This window comes from Streptomyces sp. PsTaAH-124, assembly GCF_000373685.1.
In the GTDB taxonomy this organism is placed as follows: domain Bacteria; phylum Actinomycetota; class Actinomycetes; order Streptomycetales; family Streptomycetaceae; genus Streptomyces; species Streptomyces andamanensis.
Map to the genome: position 1 here is coordinate 1 of NZ_KB892190.1, position 14,487 is coordinate 14,487.

Below are 14,487 nucleotides of genomic sequence, written 5' to 3' on the forward strand. Positions count from 1 at the left end.
CCACGGTGTTGGTGTACGTCGTCTCCTCCCGGCACTGGCGGGCCGCCCGCCAGGCCCGCGAGGCCCGCGACCACGAGCTGGCGCTCGCCCGGCTCGACAGCGCCACCACCGTGGCGACCGCCGTCGTCGACCGCGACGCCAAGGCGCAGGCCCTGGCGTACGGCCTCACGCTCGCCGCCGCCGTCGAGCACCGCGTCCAGCTCGACCCGACCACGTACGATCCGGCCGCCCTCACCAAGGCCGGCCTGCCCGAACTCACCACCCAGGCGTGAGGATGGCCAGGCGCAACGAAGGGGGCACGATGAGCCAACAGCAGCACCGCGACGAGCACCAGGAGCGCGACAGGGTGACGTTCGGTCCCGACTGGACCGTCACTCCGCGCGTGGCCGCAGGCGTCCTAGGCGTCGATCTCGGGTACGTGCACCGGCTCATCGAGACTGGCGTCCTGCGCGTGCAGTACGAGGGCAGGGTTCGGCTCGTCGAGATGGACAGCCTTCTCGCCTACCGTCGCGGTCGGCTCCTTTCTCAGCGCCTGGTCACTCGCCCCGCCGACACCGACAAGGAGCTCAACCAGCGTGACGACTGACCCGCGAACGACCAGCGCAGACCCCGCGCCTCCCACCCCGTGGCAGGCGTACGAGGCCGCCCTCGACGCCGCCGGATATGGCGCCGCGGCCCGCGCTCGGTACATCCGCGCCGCCGCCGACCCCGAGTACGCCGAGTGCGAATGGGACAACATGGTCATCCCGGCCGCCGAAGCCGCCGGCGCTATCCCGAAACCGCCGCCCTACGAGCAGACCGTCGAGGAACAGGTACGTGAGTGGTGCAACCGTGCCGCGTACCGGCAGTTCGAGCTCAACCATCCTGGGGCAGCGCCGTGGGACCTCGTCCGACAGGACATTGACATGATCGCGGCCGAGACCGAGCGGCTCGTCGCTGAACGAGGCGGGGAACTGGCCGCTTTCCTCCAGGCCACCCCCCGGGCCGGGATCCCGGCCAGCGGGTACGACAGCCGCGTGTTCGCCCTGTTGAACCAGGAGTCGACCGTCGTTGAGGAGGCCGAGAAGTGATCCGCGTGATCACCGGCACCACGCACCGGTACTACGAGGGCAAGGTCAAGGAGGCCCAGGGCGACGTTGCCATGTGGAAGGACCAGGCCAAGAACTACCAGCAGCAGCGCGACCAGGAGCGTGAGCGGACCGCGCAGCTCATGGCCGAGCTGCGCGAGCTCCAGGCCCAGCTCGACGGCCAGCAGGCCGAGTTCTCCCGCCAGCTCCATGAGGCGAGCGAGCCCGTCACGGAGATGCTCACCGACCTGATCCACCGCGCGGAACACCCCGTCACCGGCGCCGACTTCCGCAAGGAACTGGCCCTGCGCGTACTGGAGACGTGGCAGGAGCGGCTGACCCCGGAGGACCACAACAGCCCTATGGGCCTGATCCTGCGAGTCATCACGGACACCCGGAAGTCCGGCGAGGTCCTCGGCGACGAGGCGCCGGCCCCGGCCCCGGCCGAGGAGCCTGGCACCCTGCCCCAGGCCGACCCCAAGCTCGTCGGCCAGGTCATGGACGCCGCCCTGATGAAGGGCACGGAGCCGTTCCCCGGCATCGGCTGAGCCCTTCCCAACCCGACACACCCACGAGAGAGACCTGATGACCGAAACCCTTGAGACCATCCGCTACACCGCCGATGTGGTCTGCCTGCGCGGCGACGACGTCCTCCTGATCCGGCGCGGCTGGCCGCCGCACGAGGGCGAGCTGGCCCTGCCCGGCGGGCACGTCGACCCCGGAGAGACCTCCCGCACCGCCGCCGCGCGGGAGCTGCTGGAGGAGACCGGCGTCCGCGTCGCCGCCGAGGACCTCGGCCTGATCGGCGTCTACGACCGCCCGGACCGCGACCCCCGCGGCCGGTACGTGAGCGTCGCCTACGCCGTCACCGTAGCCGAGGGCACCGTCGCCCAGGCCGGAGACGACGCGGCCGCCGTGCAGTGGGTCCCCCTGACCGAGCCGGAGGCCATGGCGTTCGACCACGCCGAGATCGTCACCGACGCCCGCCACCACCAGCCCGACGCCGCGCGACGCTGAGCCCACGCCGAAGCGCCCGCCCCCAGGGAGACCCGGGGACGGGCGCTTCGGCGTGCAGGAGGTCAGGAGCCGTCCGAGGAGGGCGGTTTCATAGCCGCCCGGATGCGGTGCTCGGTCCGGGCGAGGTACTGCAGGAGATCCCGCAGTACCTCCTCCGCAGCCGCAGAATCGTGCTGCAGGGCCGTGGCGAGGAGCCCTCCCCCTATGCCGTCGTACACCGCCTGCTGATCCTTGAGAAAGCCGTGCAGGGACTCGACCGCACGGGTCCCGTCGTTCTCGACGATCTCCGCGTCCTCGATGCCGTCCTTCCCGGAGCTCCCCCGCCGGGCCGACGGAACCGCCGGCGCCTCGGTGATGACGAAGCCCCGGGCCTCGGCCGCTCGTCGCAGGGCCGCCGCCGTCCGCTTCCTGCCGGATGCGGCGACGTCCGCGACGACCAGCTCGGCCTTGGTCTTCCCGTCGCCCTGGCCGTCGTCCTCGGCGGCCGGCTCCATCAGAGGAGCCAGCACCTTGGCCTGCGACGGGTTGAAGGGTTTGTCAGAAATTTCTGACAGTGGGGCGATGGCCAGGAGCCGGGCGGAGTCGTCGATCAGCTCGTACACATGTCCGCGCGACAGGTGCAGCCGGGCATCTGCATACGCCTCCAACGAGGTGAACTCCGGATCTTCCTTGTAGAGGTCCTCCCCGACCAGGACCCGCAGGGCGACGCCCGTCTCGACCGTCCACCGCAGCTTGGACCAGGCGACGCTCTTGGACCGGGTAACCTCGGCCGCCATCAGTGCGGCCTCGACCGCCTTGAGGCGTTCCTTACGGTCGACCGGCAGTGACGCCGGATCGAGCGGTTCGGCGTTGTACGGGCCGCGCTTCACCAGGTCGTTGATGAACGAATCGTCGTCGTCCCAGCCGTCGTCCTCCTCGGTGTCCGGGCCACTCAGAGCGCTGCCGACGTTGACCACGTTCACGCCGCCTTCGGGGCGAACATGACGCCGGCGAACTGGTCCATGTCGCGCGAGGCGTTGTCCCTCGGCGCGTACACCCGGGTCGGCTGGTACTCGCCGACCGCCTCGACGACCTTCACCGACCGGCGCAGGGGGGCGAGCACGGCGTGAGGGTAGTCCTTGGCGATCTGGTGCATGGTGGCCTGCATGACCTTGGTCCGGTCCCACTCGTTGAGGACGACCGCCCGCAGTTCGAGCTTGGGGTTCACGGTGTCCCGCACAGTCGTCCAAGAGTTGTGCAGGTCGCTGACGCCGAGCATGTCGAAGCGCCCGGCCTGCGTCGGGACGATCAGGTCGTCAGCCGCCGAGAGCGCCGAAACGGTGATGATGCCGAGCGTGGGGCCGCAGTCGATGATGTCAACATCGAACCTGCGGTCGACCGCGATCTCCCGCCCGATGGCGCCCTCCCTGCCGGGCAAAGTGTTCTCCGACTCGACCCGGCCGAGCTTGGAGCCGCCGGGCACGATCCACAGGCCCCGGTACCGCGTGGGGTACGTGGCATCGGCCAGGGTGCACTTCCGGAAGAAGACGTGAGCCAGGCTCATCCGCTTCTTGGGCTCCAGCCCCTCGGGGTACTGCGGGAGCAGCCACTCCGGCAGGGAGGCCCGCTGGGGGTCTGCGCCGATGACACGGACCGTCAGGCCCCGGGCGACGAGAGCCGCAGCCAGTTCGACCGTGGTGGTCGTCTTGCCGGCGCCGCCCTTCTGGTTGGCCACGGCGATGATCCGTGGCAGGACGAGGGGGCGGAACGTGGCGGGAACGAGCAGCTGGGGCTGCATCTTGTTCGCCGCGACCGTCGTGTCCCACTCCGTGACGACGTCCAGGAAAGCGAGATCGTCAGACAGCCGTGGGAGCGGTACGGTCTGAGCTTGTGTGATTGACATAACCCGCACGGTAGCGGGCACACACGCACGCGCGGCCCGACTCCACCAGGAGCGGGCCGCGCGTCGTAGGGGGCAGAGGATCAACGTGCAGGTGGGAGCGCACGCCGGGCGCGAGGTCGTCGAGTCGCAGGAGGACCCGAACGGGTACGCGTGCCGGTCAGCTCGTCGGCCCGCTCGACCGTCACGGTCGGCGCCCCGGCGAGCTGCACGTCCAGGACGACGCGGAGCCCGCCGCCCCGGTGCGAGAGCTTGGTCGGCTCGCTAGCCTGCAGGGCCGTGCACGCGTTGAGCAGCGGGAGCAGCACCGCCAGGACCTCCTCCCCGCGCTGCTTGTCGTCGGTCATCACCCGGAGCTGCACCATCAGTTCGTCCCCTCGTTCGTTCCGCCGGCCTCAACGGCCCGCGAGTCCAGGTATCCGGTGATCCGGTCACTCTCGTAGTGCATCAGCGAGGCCAGGAGCGGCCCCGCCCACAGTCCGAGAGTGAGGGCAAGCTCCCGTGTGTCCTCCACCTCCTGATCCGGCCGAACGTAGCCCTGGTAGGGCACGGCCAGCTGCGCAACCCGCACCGCGTCGTTCCCTCGAAGACCCGGGCCGACGTCCTCCGCGACGACCGACAGCAGGGTCATCGCCGTGGGGCCGGCCGGGTGCGCGTGCCGTTGGCTCCGGCACACCTGGTCACCGAAGTCGTTCAGCCACTGGTCGAGCTTCCCCTTGTTCTCGCCGAGGGCCTGGAACCTGTACGCGATCAGGTCGACGGCCAGCCACTCGACCGTCAGCAGCCCGTTCTCGCGCAGCGTTCCGGCTGCCTTCCAGGTCTCCAGCCTTTCCGTCAGGTCGCGGTACACCGACCAGTTGGGAGGAGCCTGCTCCCGGCTCCCAGCCGCAGAGTGGGCCGCTTCGTCCAACGCGATCGTCCTGATCAGCGAAAGGGCGACGACCCCCGGACGCGGTTCGACGGTGGTCTCAGACATGCGTCTCCATCTCCAGTTCCTCTGTGTACGCGGCTGCTCGCCGCCCCATCTGCCGGAGGCAGTCGAGGACCGCACGGCAGTCCCCCGCCGCCCTGTGGCCGCCGTTGAGCGGCTGCCAGCGGTTGTTGCCGTGGTACTCGGACCAGTCGCCCACCCAGTCCGAGAACGGGATCATCACGTCCTCGAAGTGCATGGCGTCGAGCCAGGCCGTCGCCTGCTTCGCCGCCTCGGCGGCCGCCCGCTCCCGGACGTCTTCCGGCACCGTGCCCGTGCGCACCGTCTCCTCGGCCGCTTCCCGCGCAGCGCGGTCGAGGTAGTGCAGCGTCAGCTCGTGCCGGAGCCGGCCGACGTCGTACCACTGGTTGTAGATCAAACACCGCTTGCCGTCGAGCAGCCCGGTGAGCTTCACCAGGACGTCCGAGAAGGTGGGTGCCCCGACGAGGGCCTCGGTCGTGATCCCGTGGATGGCCGCCGCGTCGCCCGGCACGGGCACCCCCGGGTCCAGGAGGGTGTCGAGGAGGATCTCCCCGCGTGCGTTCAGCACGGCCAGCTCGACGATCCGCGCGTCTTCGCCGAGTCCCGTCGTTTCGGCGTCGAGGACCAGGACGTCGGGGTCGACGAGCGCGGCCGCGGCCCACCGACACCGTTCCTCTGCCGCCCGCGCCTCGGCCTCCCGGCACTCCCGGGCCTCCCGCTCGTACCGGGCCTGGTTCTCCGCCTGGCGCCGCGCCTGCTCGACGTCGTACGTCTTCTGGCACGGAGGACACCGCCGCGCCCAGCCGGGCCTGCACCCAGCGTCCGGCAGGCTCGGGCGGTCCGGACGCAGCGCCCAGGGCTGCTCCCTCAGCCAGGCCCGCGCCGCCTTCTTGGATCCGAGCCTCTTCGTGCAGCCGTCGCCGGCGCACACCGTCACCTCGATGAGCCACGCCTCGACCCGGGCACGCTTCTCCTCCAGCTGCTGCTTACGGCAGCTGGGGCAGCGCCGATGCCCCTTCGGGTACGGCCGCTCCCGGACCGTGTTGCACCCCCTGCACGTTCGCGTGAACAGCCGATCCTGTGCCTTCCGCGCCCGCTCCCGGCACACCGAGCACGGCCCGCGCAGGATCACCTTGCGGACCTTGCCGCACTCCGGGCAGGTGCGCCGGGCCGTCATCCTGGCCTTGGTCGACGACGGCAGCGGCCGCATCTTCACCGCGGCCGCCGGGTCGTGCAGCGGCACGTCGCCGTAGTCGCGGGTGCTGACGTACGCCAGGGGGGCCTTGTCCTGCTCGGCCGTCACGTTCAGTCGGTCTGCGGCCAGTTGGGTCCTGGTCCGCAGGTAGGGCGGCGCCTGGCCCCAGCTGTAGACGGGGACGCCGGCCTTGTGACTCAAGGGCTTGCCTTTGGCGACCCGGGCCGGGTCCGCCTCGGTCCGGCTGGACGGGATCCGTTCTGTCGCCGTCGCCGTGGTGGTGCTCACTCATGCCTCCCGAAAGAGCGTCGAGGGAATTAAAACCGTAGCAGCTATAAACCCCATTCCGCTATCGCTCAAACATTCTCCAAGAACCAGCCAGAGGCGAAATTTGGCCGCTATCACTCGTGTGCACGTTGACGCGCTTACACTTAATGGATCTCCATTAATTTCCTTGTGGATCTTCACTCGTCTGCCGCATCGGAGGCGCCGCCGGTCCGTACCGGGCCAGGGCCTCCCGGACGATCCTCGGCACCGGGTACAGCCGCGCCGCGAGCTCGTCGCGCTGCTCCCTCTGTGCCTCGGTCAGCACGAGGCCGGCGCCGACCAGGCCGCGCGCTTCCAGCTCCTGCATGGGTGCCTCCGACACTCGCCAAGCCGCCGTACGCAGGCGCGTGACCAGCTCTGACGGGAGGCTGTAGTTCCGCTGGGACATGGAGACGCCCAGGCTCGGACCGGGCCAGCGGCCCGACAGCGCGAGCTGCTCGGCCTCGGCCTCGGTCAGTGACTCCCAGGGGCCGGCCAGGTCCGGCTCGGCCAGGCGCTGCTCGACCGCCTGGCCGACGACCGTCTCCAGACTGGGCCACTCTGTGGGCCGCATCCGGGCCACGATGATCCGGGCCTGTTTCCGAGTGTTTCCCTGGCTTACCAGCGCGTTCACGGTAGCCACTTGCTCCAGTGTCTGCTGTTTTTTCAGTAGGTCCAATTGGCTCGCCTGGTACGCGTAGATCATCACCGTGATCCGAGTCTTCTGCATAGGGATATCTTAATGGAGATCCATTCATCAGCGGCGCGATGCCCGATTTTTCCCCTGGCTCGGCCCAGTGGAGCGGCGCACGGGGTCGGTAGCTCCTCGGCCCCGGGGGCCTGCGGTGCCCCGCCGGGACAGCCGGTCGACGTCGGCGGCCGCAGGTCCGCCGTGGCTTTGCACAGGGGAAGCGTGGTTGCGACCGGGGAGTGGTCGCTAGAGGCCATGCAGCTGCTCGGCCGGGTGCGGGAGCGTCGAGGCTGGCTTTCGTGGGCTGAGGTCGAATCAGGTGGTTGGCGTCCTGCGCGTTGTCGTCTGCGGCGCGGCCGCCGTGGTGGTGTGCCGCTGGCGCGGCCCGTCACCAGGAGCACGACGGGCATGGAGAAGCCCCCGGCCGGGTCGACCGGGGGCTTCCGTTCGCCCGCGCCATGGGGGGAGCGACGGGCGGTCCGTGGGGTCGCTCAGGTCGAGGTCGCGGCGGGGCGAGCGGTGTTGAGGCGATCGAGGCGTTCGTACAGCGCGCGGACCATGCGGGCCCGCTGCTGCACGCAGTGCACCGTGCCGAGCCGGGGGGACGACAGCCGCCGGTCGGCCTCCCGCAGGACGACCTCGGCCAGCTCCCGGACTTCGTCGGGAACGGTCGGGTCGGCTGAGAGCCGGCGGACGTCTGCGGCGACGGCCCGGCCGTGCCCGGTGAGCTGGAGGGCGATCTGCTGGCAGTCGTCCGGCGCCACGTCGGTCATGTCCTCCCAGCCCAGCACCTGCTTGACCAGCGCCATGTGCGGCTCACGGTCGAGGGGGACCTCCGCGCCGAGCAGACCGTCCGGGTCGTACAGCACGGTGTACCCGCTCATGACACGGCCGCCGGGGCGACCACGGGCCTGTCGACCGTGGTCAGCGCGTCGTACAGCGCCCGGGGGTCGACCCGGGCGGACATCAGGCCGAGGTGCGGGTCGCGTTCCTGGTCCCGCCACAGGGTCGGGACGTCGCGCGCCGGGCAGCTCAGCCAGTGCGCGGCGAACGAGCCCTCGGTGCCCGGCGCCGGCACCAGGAGCCACGAGCCGAGGGAGAGCACCCGGACCCCGGGCACGTCCTCCCACAGGTGCGCCCAGCCGTCCTCCACCACCACGATCAGCTCCTGGCGGGAGTGGTCAGCGAGCACCGAGTGTCCGTCCTCGACCGGCACGCCCAGCTCGTCGAGCGCCGCGAGGCCGCGCTGCAGGGGCGAGATCACGACCGCGTCCCGGCCGCCGCCGCACGCGACGAACCGGGTCGAGCCGGTACTAGCTCCCCGGAGGTGGGCGAGGGTGTTGTCGTCAGGTACGTGCAGCGCCGCCCACGTTGGGGTGACGGGAGTCTGGGACTTGGCCATATCCGGACGGTAAGGGCGGTATACCGGGGTTAGACCACACGATGTGTGTGGGTCGTGCTTCACATCCGGGGAAGCCCATGGACTCCTTCCAGTTCGGCCACCGAGTCAACTACTGGCGCACCCGCCGGCGCATGTCCCGCCAGGAGTTCGCCTACCTCATGGGCAAGAGCCTGCGATGGGTCGAGGAGCTAGAGGGCGGGCGCCGCCAGGCCGACCCGCAGCTGTCCGTGATGAGGCTCGCCGCGTTACGTCTCGGCATCCCGCTGGAGCGGCTGATCGCCGACGTCCTCGACACCGAGTGCGTCGAGGAGAGCGAGATCGACGCCGTACGCCGCGCCCTGCACCGGCACGACGTCATCACGGGCGCGAGCGACGACTCGTCCGACGAGCCGCTTCCCGTCGAGCAGCTGCAGCGCTCCCTCACCTACGCCAGGACCGGCTTCCAGGCCGGGCACTTCGCCCAGCTGGGCAGCGCGATCCCCGCCCTGCTCGTGGACGCGACCCGGGCCGCGCAGCACCACCGCGGCGACGACCAGCTCACCGCGTACGAGCTGCTCTCCCTCAGCTTGGAGTTGACCGAGGCCGCCGCGATCAAGTGGGGCGACACCGAGCTGGCGCTCATCGCCGGGCACCGGGCGGTCGCCGCCGCCGAGCGCAGCGAGAACCCCGTCATCATGGCCAGCGCGGCCCGGCACCTCGGCGACGCGATGACCAACCACGGCCAGGCCGACGCCGCCGCCCAGTTCGTGCTCGCCTCGGCCCAGCGCCTGCAGGACGAGCTCCTGCGCACCGGGCCGGAGGGGTTCAGCGTGCTGGGGATGCTCTACCTCAAGGCCGCCATGGCGGCCGCGGCCGCCGCCGAGGCCGACGACGACAACCCCGAGGCCCACGCCCGCCGGGTGCCCGAGCACCTCGACCAGGCCGACGAGCATGCCGACCGCCTCGGCCGCGACGACAATCTCCTGTGGACGTCGTTCGGGCCGACCAACGTCAAGTGCTACCGGGTCGCCGCCCACGTCCAGCTCAGCGAAGGCGCCGACGCCGTCGCGGCCGCCGCCGACATCCAGGCCCCCGCGTTCGCCAGCCTTCCCAAGGAGCGCCGGGCGCATCTGCTCGCCGACCGCGCCCTCGGCGAACTGCAGGCCGGGGAGCGGGAGACCGCCGTCGACACCCTGCTCGCCGCTGAGGAGCTGGCCCCAGAAGAGGTCCAGTGCCGACCCCGCACGAAGACCACGGTCGAGAACCTGCGCCTGCTCGGGGCCGGGTCTGCCGAGGGCCGGTTGCGCTTGCTCGCTGATCGCTGTGGACTGCCCCGGTGACGACCCGAACCCTGTACCTGATCTCGTGCGCGGCACCGCCCGCGCGACGCCTCCACATCCCCATCCACGCTGCCCAGCAGGCCGGTTGGGACGTCTGCACCATCCTGACGCCGTCCGCGTACCGGTGGGCGAGCGAGGACGCCGAGGGGGAGGTCGAGGCGCTCGAAGCCCTCACCGGCCACCCGGTCCGCCACCAGTACAAGCTCCCCAGCCAGGACGACGTCCTGCCCGAGCCGGACGCGCTGCTCGTCGCCCCGCTCACCGCGAACACGCTGAACAAGTGGGCCGCGGGCATCAGCGACACCCTCGCGCTCGGCCTGATCACCGAGGGGATCGGACTGCACCTGCCCATCGTGGCGCTGCCGCACTGGAACGACGCCCAGCACGCACACCCCGCCGTCGCCCGGAGCGTCGAGACCCTGCGCGCCGCCGGCGTCACCGTGCTGCTCGGCGACGAGGGGTTCGTCCCGCACCGCCCACGGCACGGGAACCTCGACGCCTACCCGTGGCAGACCGCCATCGACGCACTGCCCCTAGCCGCCTGACCTGCCCGGACAACCGTCTCCCACGGGAGACACCCGACCCAAAAACTCCATGCACATGGGGGAAAACTCAGGGAAGACGCGGGCTCCGCCCACAAGGGAACCACCCCGCTCACGGAGTCCCGTACGGCAGGCGCCGCCGAGGTCGAGGACCACCCGCCGAAGTCGACAGACCCGGCCCCAGACCAGCGGATACGGTGCGTAGGTGCAGATCAACGGGGTGCAAGATCGACCGGGAACCGCGCTGCTACTGGCGGCCGCGCCCACCGGCAAGGGCAAGCTGATCGAGGCGGGCAGCGTGATTCCCGTGCTCGCCGCCGTTCCGCCGGCCGCGCTCGCGGGCACCGCGGCCGCCACGCTCATCGAGCTGGCGGGCCCCGTCGACCCGCAGGCCGTCCTCACCCGCGTACGGGGCGCCGCCGCGACCGAGGGCCCGCTCACCGTCGTGCTCGTCGGCCAGCTGCAGCTCGACCGCCGACAGCAGGGCGTGCACCTGGCGCTCGCCCGCACCACGCCCTCGACGATCCGGTACACCGCGCTCCCGTGGGCCTGGCTCGTCTCGGAGCTCCGGCAGCGCCGCCCGGACATGACTACCCTCTACGTCGACCTGGTCGCCGACGCCGAGGTCTGGCAGCTGCTCGACGAGGAGCCGCTCGACCTCCCCAACGGAGCCCGGACGTACGGGGTCATCGCCCCGCCGCCCGGCCGCCGGCACATCGCCCACCCCGCCTACACCCACGCCCTGGCCCAGATCCTGCGCACCGGCCAGCGTTCCGCGCCCGACCATCTGCACCACGAGGTCCTGCGCCGCGCGGCCGCCGTCGAGGGCGCGCTCGTCATCGGCCCCGAGCGGCCCGTGGCCCCGGTGAACACCCAGCTCCCGCCCGCGCGCCCGGCCCCCGAGGCCCCGGCGCCCCTCCCGGTCGCCGTGCCGTCGCCGGCCCCGGTGGCGCCCGTCGCCCAGGCCCCGGCGCCCGTCCCGGCTCCGGCCGCCGTACCGCAGCAGCTCCCGCCGCCCCCGCCGAGGACGCAGCGCACCGTCTCACCGGTCTACCAGCCGAGCGACGCCGTGGTGCCCGTCGAAGCCGACCCGCATGAGCGGATCGTCGCCCTGTCCCAGGCTAGCCGCCACCAGGAGGCCGCCTCGATGGCGGCTGCCGCCGAACAGCGCGCCGTCGCCCAGTTCGGAGCCGACACGTTCGCCGCCGTCCACTGGGTCGAGGTCCGCGCCCATCTCGCCTCGGTCGCCCACGATCCCGGCCAGTCCTGCGTGTTGTGGCTGCAGGCCGCCCAGACCCGGCTCGACACGCTGCAGCAGGCCCCCGACGCCCACGACGTCGAGGGCGCCGTCGACCGCGCCCACCACCAGTGGGACCGCATCCGCGACGCCGCCCAGGCCCGCGCCCTGGCCCCGCAGCTCGTCGCCCTGCGCCGCCGGGTCCCCGGCCGTCAACGCGCCGCCCTCGACGCCGTCCAAAAGAAGGTCGAGCGGCTCAACAGCCTGCCTTCCTGACGGGGGAACACCCCCCTGAGCAGGACGTGCGTCTGATGGGGCCTCGGGAAGTTCGCGACCAGCAGACAGGAAAAAGCGAACGACACGCCCCTGATGTTGAATCAAGTCTCCCACTTCCGGCTATGATCATCGACATGGCTGGAGCACGCGGACGTCCTCACCCCAAGTCGACGGCATTCCCCGCCGACAAGTCGGTGCGAGCTGCCGTCGTTCTGCAGCCTGGCGAGCCCGTACGGCGCATGTACGAGGAACTGGTCGTCCTGATGGGCGTATCCGGCGCCGAGGTGCTCCGCGAGGCGCTCGTCGAGCTACACAAGCAGAAAGTGCCGGGCGACCGGCTCCAGGAGGCCAGCTAGGCCCCCAGACAAGCAGAAGGCCCCGGCCGCGGCCGAGGCACTCAACGCTCGTCGTGGGACTCGCACCTCAGATCCCCATCTTCGGTCTGAGTCCCAGTTCTACCTATATCACCCAAAATCGCCGGATTACCCATCCGGCACCGGCTGACTCCCAATCAGCCACCCCCCAACCCTGGGACCGAGCGAGCGCCAACTCGATCGGCTCCCGAGAAAAGGAGGCCACCTAAACCCTCAAAAGACCAGGTCAAGGCCGGTTTCCGGCCCTAGTTGCTCCAGGCCCTCCGCAGGTGGGTCCCGTTTTTGTTGCTTTGTAGACCCCAAAAGGTGGTGCCCTCATCGTAGCGGACAGCTGCGGTGTCAGCCCAGTGCGCCCGAGTACCGGTGTGTCCACCAGCTCGGCCGTACCCGGCGTGTCGCGTGCGGATGCAGAACCCCAGGACGGCCCTGTGCTCGTCCTGCGCGCCCCCGTACTCCGACTCCGCACCTGGTACCGGATCGCTGAGATTGCGCGGTACCGCGGAACGCTGCCCGAGACCAAGTTCCGCCTGGCGAAGTTCCTAAACTGCCAGCGCCTCGACCCCATGACGGGCCGCGTCGAGGGCCTCTACGGCACGGCACAGGTAGACGGGGGAATCACCCTGTCCGAGCGCTATGCGTACGTGCACGGCCTCGGCACGGACCGGTTCTGGGACGACCTGAAGGGCCTGATGACCACCGGATTCGCGGAGCAGGTCCAGAAGCCGGCGCCCGGCCGCCGTGCGGTGTACGCGCTGTGCCTGCGCGCCGATGCTATCCCCTCCGGCCTGCCCGAGGACCTCATGGAGGAGCTGCGTGTCTGGGACCTCCCCGAGGCCGAGGACGAGTTCGAGGACGCCGCGTTCGGCCGCCTGTCGTCTCGGCCGGCCCCCGCCGTCGAGCCGTTCGTCGTACGTGGCGAGAACCCCGAGACCCAGCAGCTCATCACCGAGCTGGCCGCCGCTCCCCGTTGGGAGCACCCGGCCGACAGCCCGGCCGCCGCCGTCGCCCAGGCGATCCGGACGCAGTGGCAGCGAGCCACGCGCACCGTCGCTCCCTGGCCCGGCTGGGAGCCTGCAGAGGCCCCGCAGGCCCTGGCGGCCCCCGCCGTGGCGAAGCCGACCCCGGACCGCCGCTGCATCGCGGTCGCCGACCGCGACCGGGCCGCCGAGATGGCCGTCCGAGTCCACCGCCTAATGGTGCTTGGGGCTAATGGCAAAGCGTCTCCTCTATACGCGAGGGGGTTCTCACAACTAGAAGGTTTTTCATCTACAGGTAGTAGTGGGCTGATCCCGGTGAAAGGGATGGAAGATACGAAAACGACGCCTTCGGCGGCAACTGGAAAGACTGGCCAGGCGTTCGGAGACGACCTCAGCGCCGTTGCCAGGAAGGTCGTGCGCCGCGTGTGGCACTCGTGGAGGGTCCAACTCGGCCGTGGAGTGGTGTTCTTGCCTTCCGGCACCCCGGAGGAGCTCAGCCGCTCGATCACGGGCGATGCGTGGAACGACCTGCACCACACCGTCGAGGTCGCCCTGCGCCGGTCGACCGAGTACGAGCTCGTTGAGCTGCTCACCAGCAACATCGTCCGGCGGAACGAGTGGGGCGAGGTCGTCTGGCGTGCCGAGAACCTCGGTCGCCTGGCCGCCTGGCGCCTGTGGCGGCTCATCAGGTCCCGGAAGGACGCCCACGGCTACGGCGGTGGCCACCGCGAAGTCAGGCCCGCCGCCCATGTCGAGCGGTGGGACAGCATGACCCCGGCCGAGCTGGAGCGTCGCCGTGCCCGCGCCAACGCCGTCGTCCAGGCCCCGCCGGACCTCGACCGCATGGAGGACCTGCGGGAGCAGGAGCGCCGCCGTGAGGCCGCCCGCCTGGCTGCCGAGGCCGAGTTGACCGCCCAGGCGAAGCAGGCCGCCGAGGAGGCCGCGCGTCACCAGCTCGCCAGGCGGTGGGCCCTCGACCGGTTCGTAGAGCAGAGTCCGACCCGGCGATGGGCCGCCCGGGAGCCCGAGGAGGTCCACGAGGCACAGATGGCAGCGCGCCGCGCCCTCGATCTTCCACGCATCCGCTCATCCTCGGAGACGGGCTGGCAGGCGGCCGTCGCTCGTGCCCGCGCAGAGAAACGCGCCGCACGCAAGGCCCGTGGCCACGAGTGATCCCCAAAGCTCCTGGTAGCGCGCGGGGCCCGACCATGACTTGCGGTCGGGCCCCGCGCGCTACTTTGAGCAGAGGTATC

17 protein-coding genes and 1 pseudogene are annotated in these 14,487 nt (G+C 71.0%); 10 read left to right on the forward strand and 8 right to left on the reverse strand.

Features of this window, described 5'->3' with window-relative positions; all coding sequences use genetic code 11:
• From B086_RS0127425 to B086_RS0127445, 5 genes and pseudogenes are all read left to right on the forward strand, one after another.
• Nucleotides 1-272: pseudogene (locus tag B086_RS0127425) on the forward strand (hypothetical protein); the annotation flags it as partial.
• 29 nt (nucleotides 273-301) lie between these two features.
• Nucleotides 302-586: a hypothetical protein gene (locus tag B086_RS0127430; RefSeq protein ID WP_018569634.1), complete on the forward strand. Its 285-nt coding sequence runs from the start codon at nucleotides 302-304 to the stop codon at nucleotides 584-586.
• On the forward strand, nucleotides 576-1,070 hold the full coding sequence (locus B086_RS0127435; protein WP_018569635.1) for a hypothetical protein: 495 nt from the start codon (nucleotides 576-578) through the stop codon (nucleotides 1,068-1,070). The genes B086_RS0127430 and B086_RS0127435 overlap by 11 nt, the downstream gene beginning before the upstream one ends.
• Nucleotides 1,067-1,615, forward strand: a complete 549-nt coding sequence (locus B086_RS0127440) for a hypothetical protein (protein WP_018569636.1) — start codon at nucleotides 1,067-1,069, stop codon at nucleotides 1,613-1,615. The genes B086_RS0127435 and B086_RS0127440 overlap by 4 nt, the downstream gene beginning before the upstream one ends.
• Before the next feature lie 37 nt (nucleotides 1,616-1,652).
• A complete protein-coding gene (locus B086_RS0127445) occupies nucleotides 1,653-2,084 on the forward strand; it encodes an NUDIX domain-containing protein (RefSeq protein WP_018569637.1) in 432 nt (143 codons plus the stop codon).
• Between the two features lie 62 nt (nucleotides 2,085-2,146).
• On the opposite strand, the gene B086_RS0127450 is transcribed toward B086_RS0127445, so the two are convergent.
• From B086_RS0127450 to B086_RS0127485, 8 genes are all read right to left on the reverse strand, one after another.
• Nucleotides 2,147-3,046: a hypothetical protein gene (locus B086_RS0127450; protein WP_018569638.1), complete on the reverse strand. Its 900-nt coding sequence runs from the start codon at nucleotides 3,044-3,046 to the stop codon at nucleotides 2,147-2,149.
• The gene (locus tag B086_RS0127455) at nucleotides 3,043-3,966 is read right to left on the reverse strand and encodes a ParA family protein (RefSeq protein ID WP_037874052.1); all 924 of its coding nucleotides are present in this window, start codon (nucleotides 3,964-3,966) and stop codon (nucleotides 3,043-3,045) included. Before B086_RS0127455 ends, B086_RS0127450 begins: the two co-directional genes overlap by 4 nt.
• A gap of 80 nt (nucleotides 3,967-4,046) precedes the next feature.
• On the reverse strand, nucleotides 4,047-4,328 hold the full coding sequence (locus tag B086_RS0127460) for a hypothetical protein (RefSeq protein WP_018569640.1): 282 nt from the start codon (nucleotides 4,326-4,328) through the stop codon (nucleotides 4,047-4,049).
• Nucleotides 4,328-4,939 carry a hypothetical protein gene (locus B086_RS0127465; protein ID WP_018569641.1) on the reverse strand — a complete coding sequence of 204 codons (612 nt, stop codon included), beginning with the start codon at nucleotides 4,937-4,939 and terminating at the stop codon, nucleotides 4,328-4,330. The genes B086_RS0127460 and B086_RS0127465 overlap by 1 nt, the downstream gene beginning before the upstream one ends.
• Nucleotides 4,932-6,398 (reverse strand): 3'-5' exonuclease, encoded by a 1,467-nt coding sequence (locus B086_RS0127470; protein WP_018569642.1) that lies wholly within the window; start codon nucleotides 6,396-6,398, stop codon nucleotides 4,932-4,934. Before B086_RS0127470 ends, B086_RS0127465 begins: the two co-directional genes overlap by 8 nt.
• A gap of 157 nt (nucleotides 6,399-6,555) precedes the next feature.
• Nucleotides 6,556-7,146, reverse strand: a complete 591-nt coding sequence (locus tag B086_RS0127475; protein ID WP_018569643.1) for a hypothetical protein — start codon at nucleotides 7,144-7,146, stop codon at nucleotides 6,556-6,558.
• Nucleotides 7,147-7,598: 452 nt separating this feature from the next.
• Nucleotides 7,599-7,991 carry a hypothetical protein gene (locus B086_RS0127480; protein WP_026252827.1) on the reverse strand — a complete coding sequence of 131 codons (393 nt, stop codon included), beginning with the start codon at nucleotides 7,989-7,991 and terminating at the stop codon, nucleotides 7,599-7,601.
• Nucleotides 7,988-8,509: a hypothetical protein gene (locus B086_RS0127485; RefSeq protein ID WP_158690432.1), complete on the reverse strand. Its 522-nt coding sequence runs from the start codon at nucleotides 8,507-8,509 to the stop codon at nucleotides 7,988-7,990. Before B086_RS0127485 ends, B086_RS0127480 begins: the two co-directional genes overlap by 4 nt.
• Before the next feature lie 77 nt (nucleotides 8,510-8,586).
• Here B086_RS0127485 and B086_RS0127490 point away from each other — a divergent pair, with 77 nt between their 5' ends.
• The 5 genes from B086_RS0127490 (at nucleotide 8,587) to B086_RS0127510 (ending at nucleotide 14,407) form a co-directional block, all read left to right on the forward strand.
• Nucleotides 8,587-9,828 carry a helix-turn-helix domain-containing protein gene (locus B086_RS0127490; protein WP_018569646.1) on the forward strand — a complete coding sequence of 414 codons (1,242 nt, stop codon included), beginning with the start codon at nucleotides 8,587-8,589 and terminating at the stop codon, nucleotides 9,826-9,828.
• Nucleotides 9,825-10,373, forward strand: coding sequence for a flavoprotein (locus B086_RS0127495; protein ID WP_018569647.1), 549 nt, complete (start codon nucleotides 9,825-9,827; stop codon nucleotides 10,371-10,373). Before B086_RS0127490 ends, B086_RS0127495 begins: the two co-directional genes overlap by 4 nt.
• A gap of 202 nt (nucleotides 10,374-10,575) precedes the next feature.
• Complete coding sequence (locus tag B086_RS0127500) at nucleotides 10,576-11,883, forward strand: hypothetical protein (protein WP_018569648.1); 1,308 nt, start codon at nucleotides 10,576-10,578, stop codon at nucleotides 11,881-11,883.
• A gap of 122 nt (nucleotides 11,884-12,005) precedes the next feature.
• Nucleotides 12,006-12,239, forward strand: coding sequence for a hypothetical protein (locus B086_RS44755; protein WP_158690433.1), 234 nt, complete (start codon nucleotides 12,006-12,008; stop codon nucleotides 12,237-12,239).
• 446 nt (nucleotides 12,240-12,685) lie between these two features.
• Entirely contained in the window at nucleotides 12,686-14,407 is a 1,722-nt protein-coding gene (locus B086_RS0127510; protein ID WP_018569650.1) for a hypothetical protein, read from the forward strand.
• The last annotated feature ends 80 nt before the right edge of the window (nucleotides 14,408-14,487 follow it).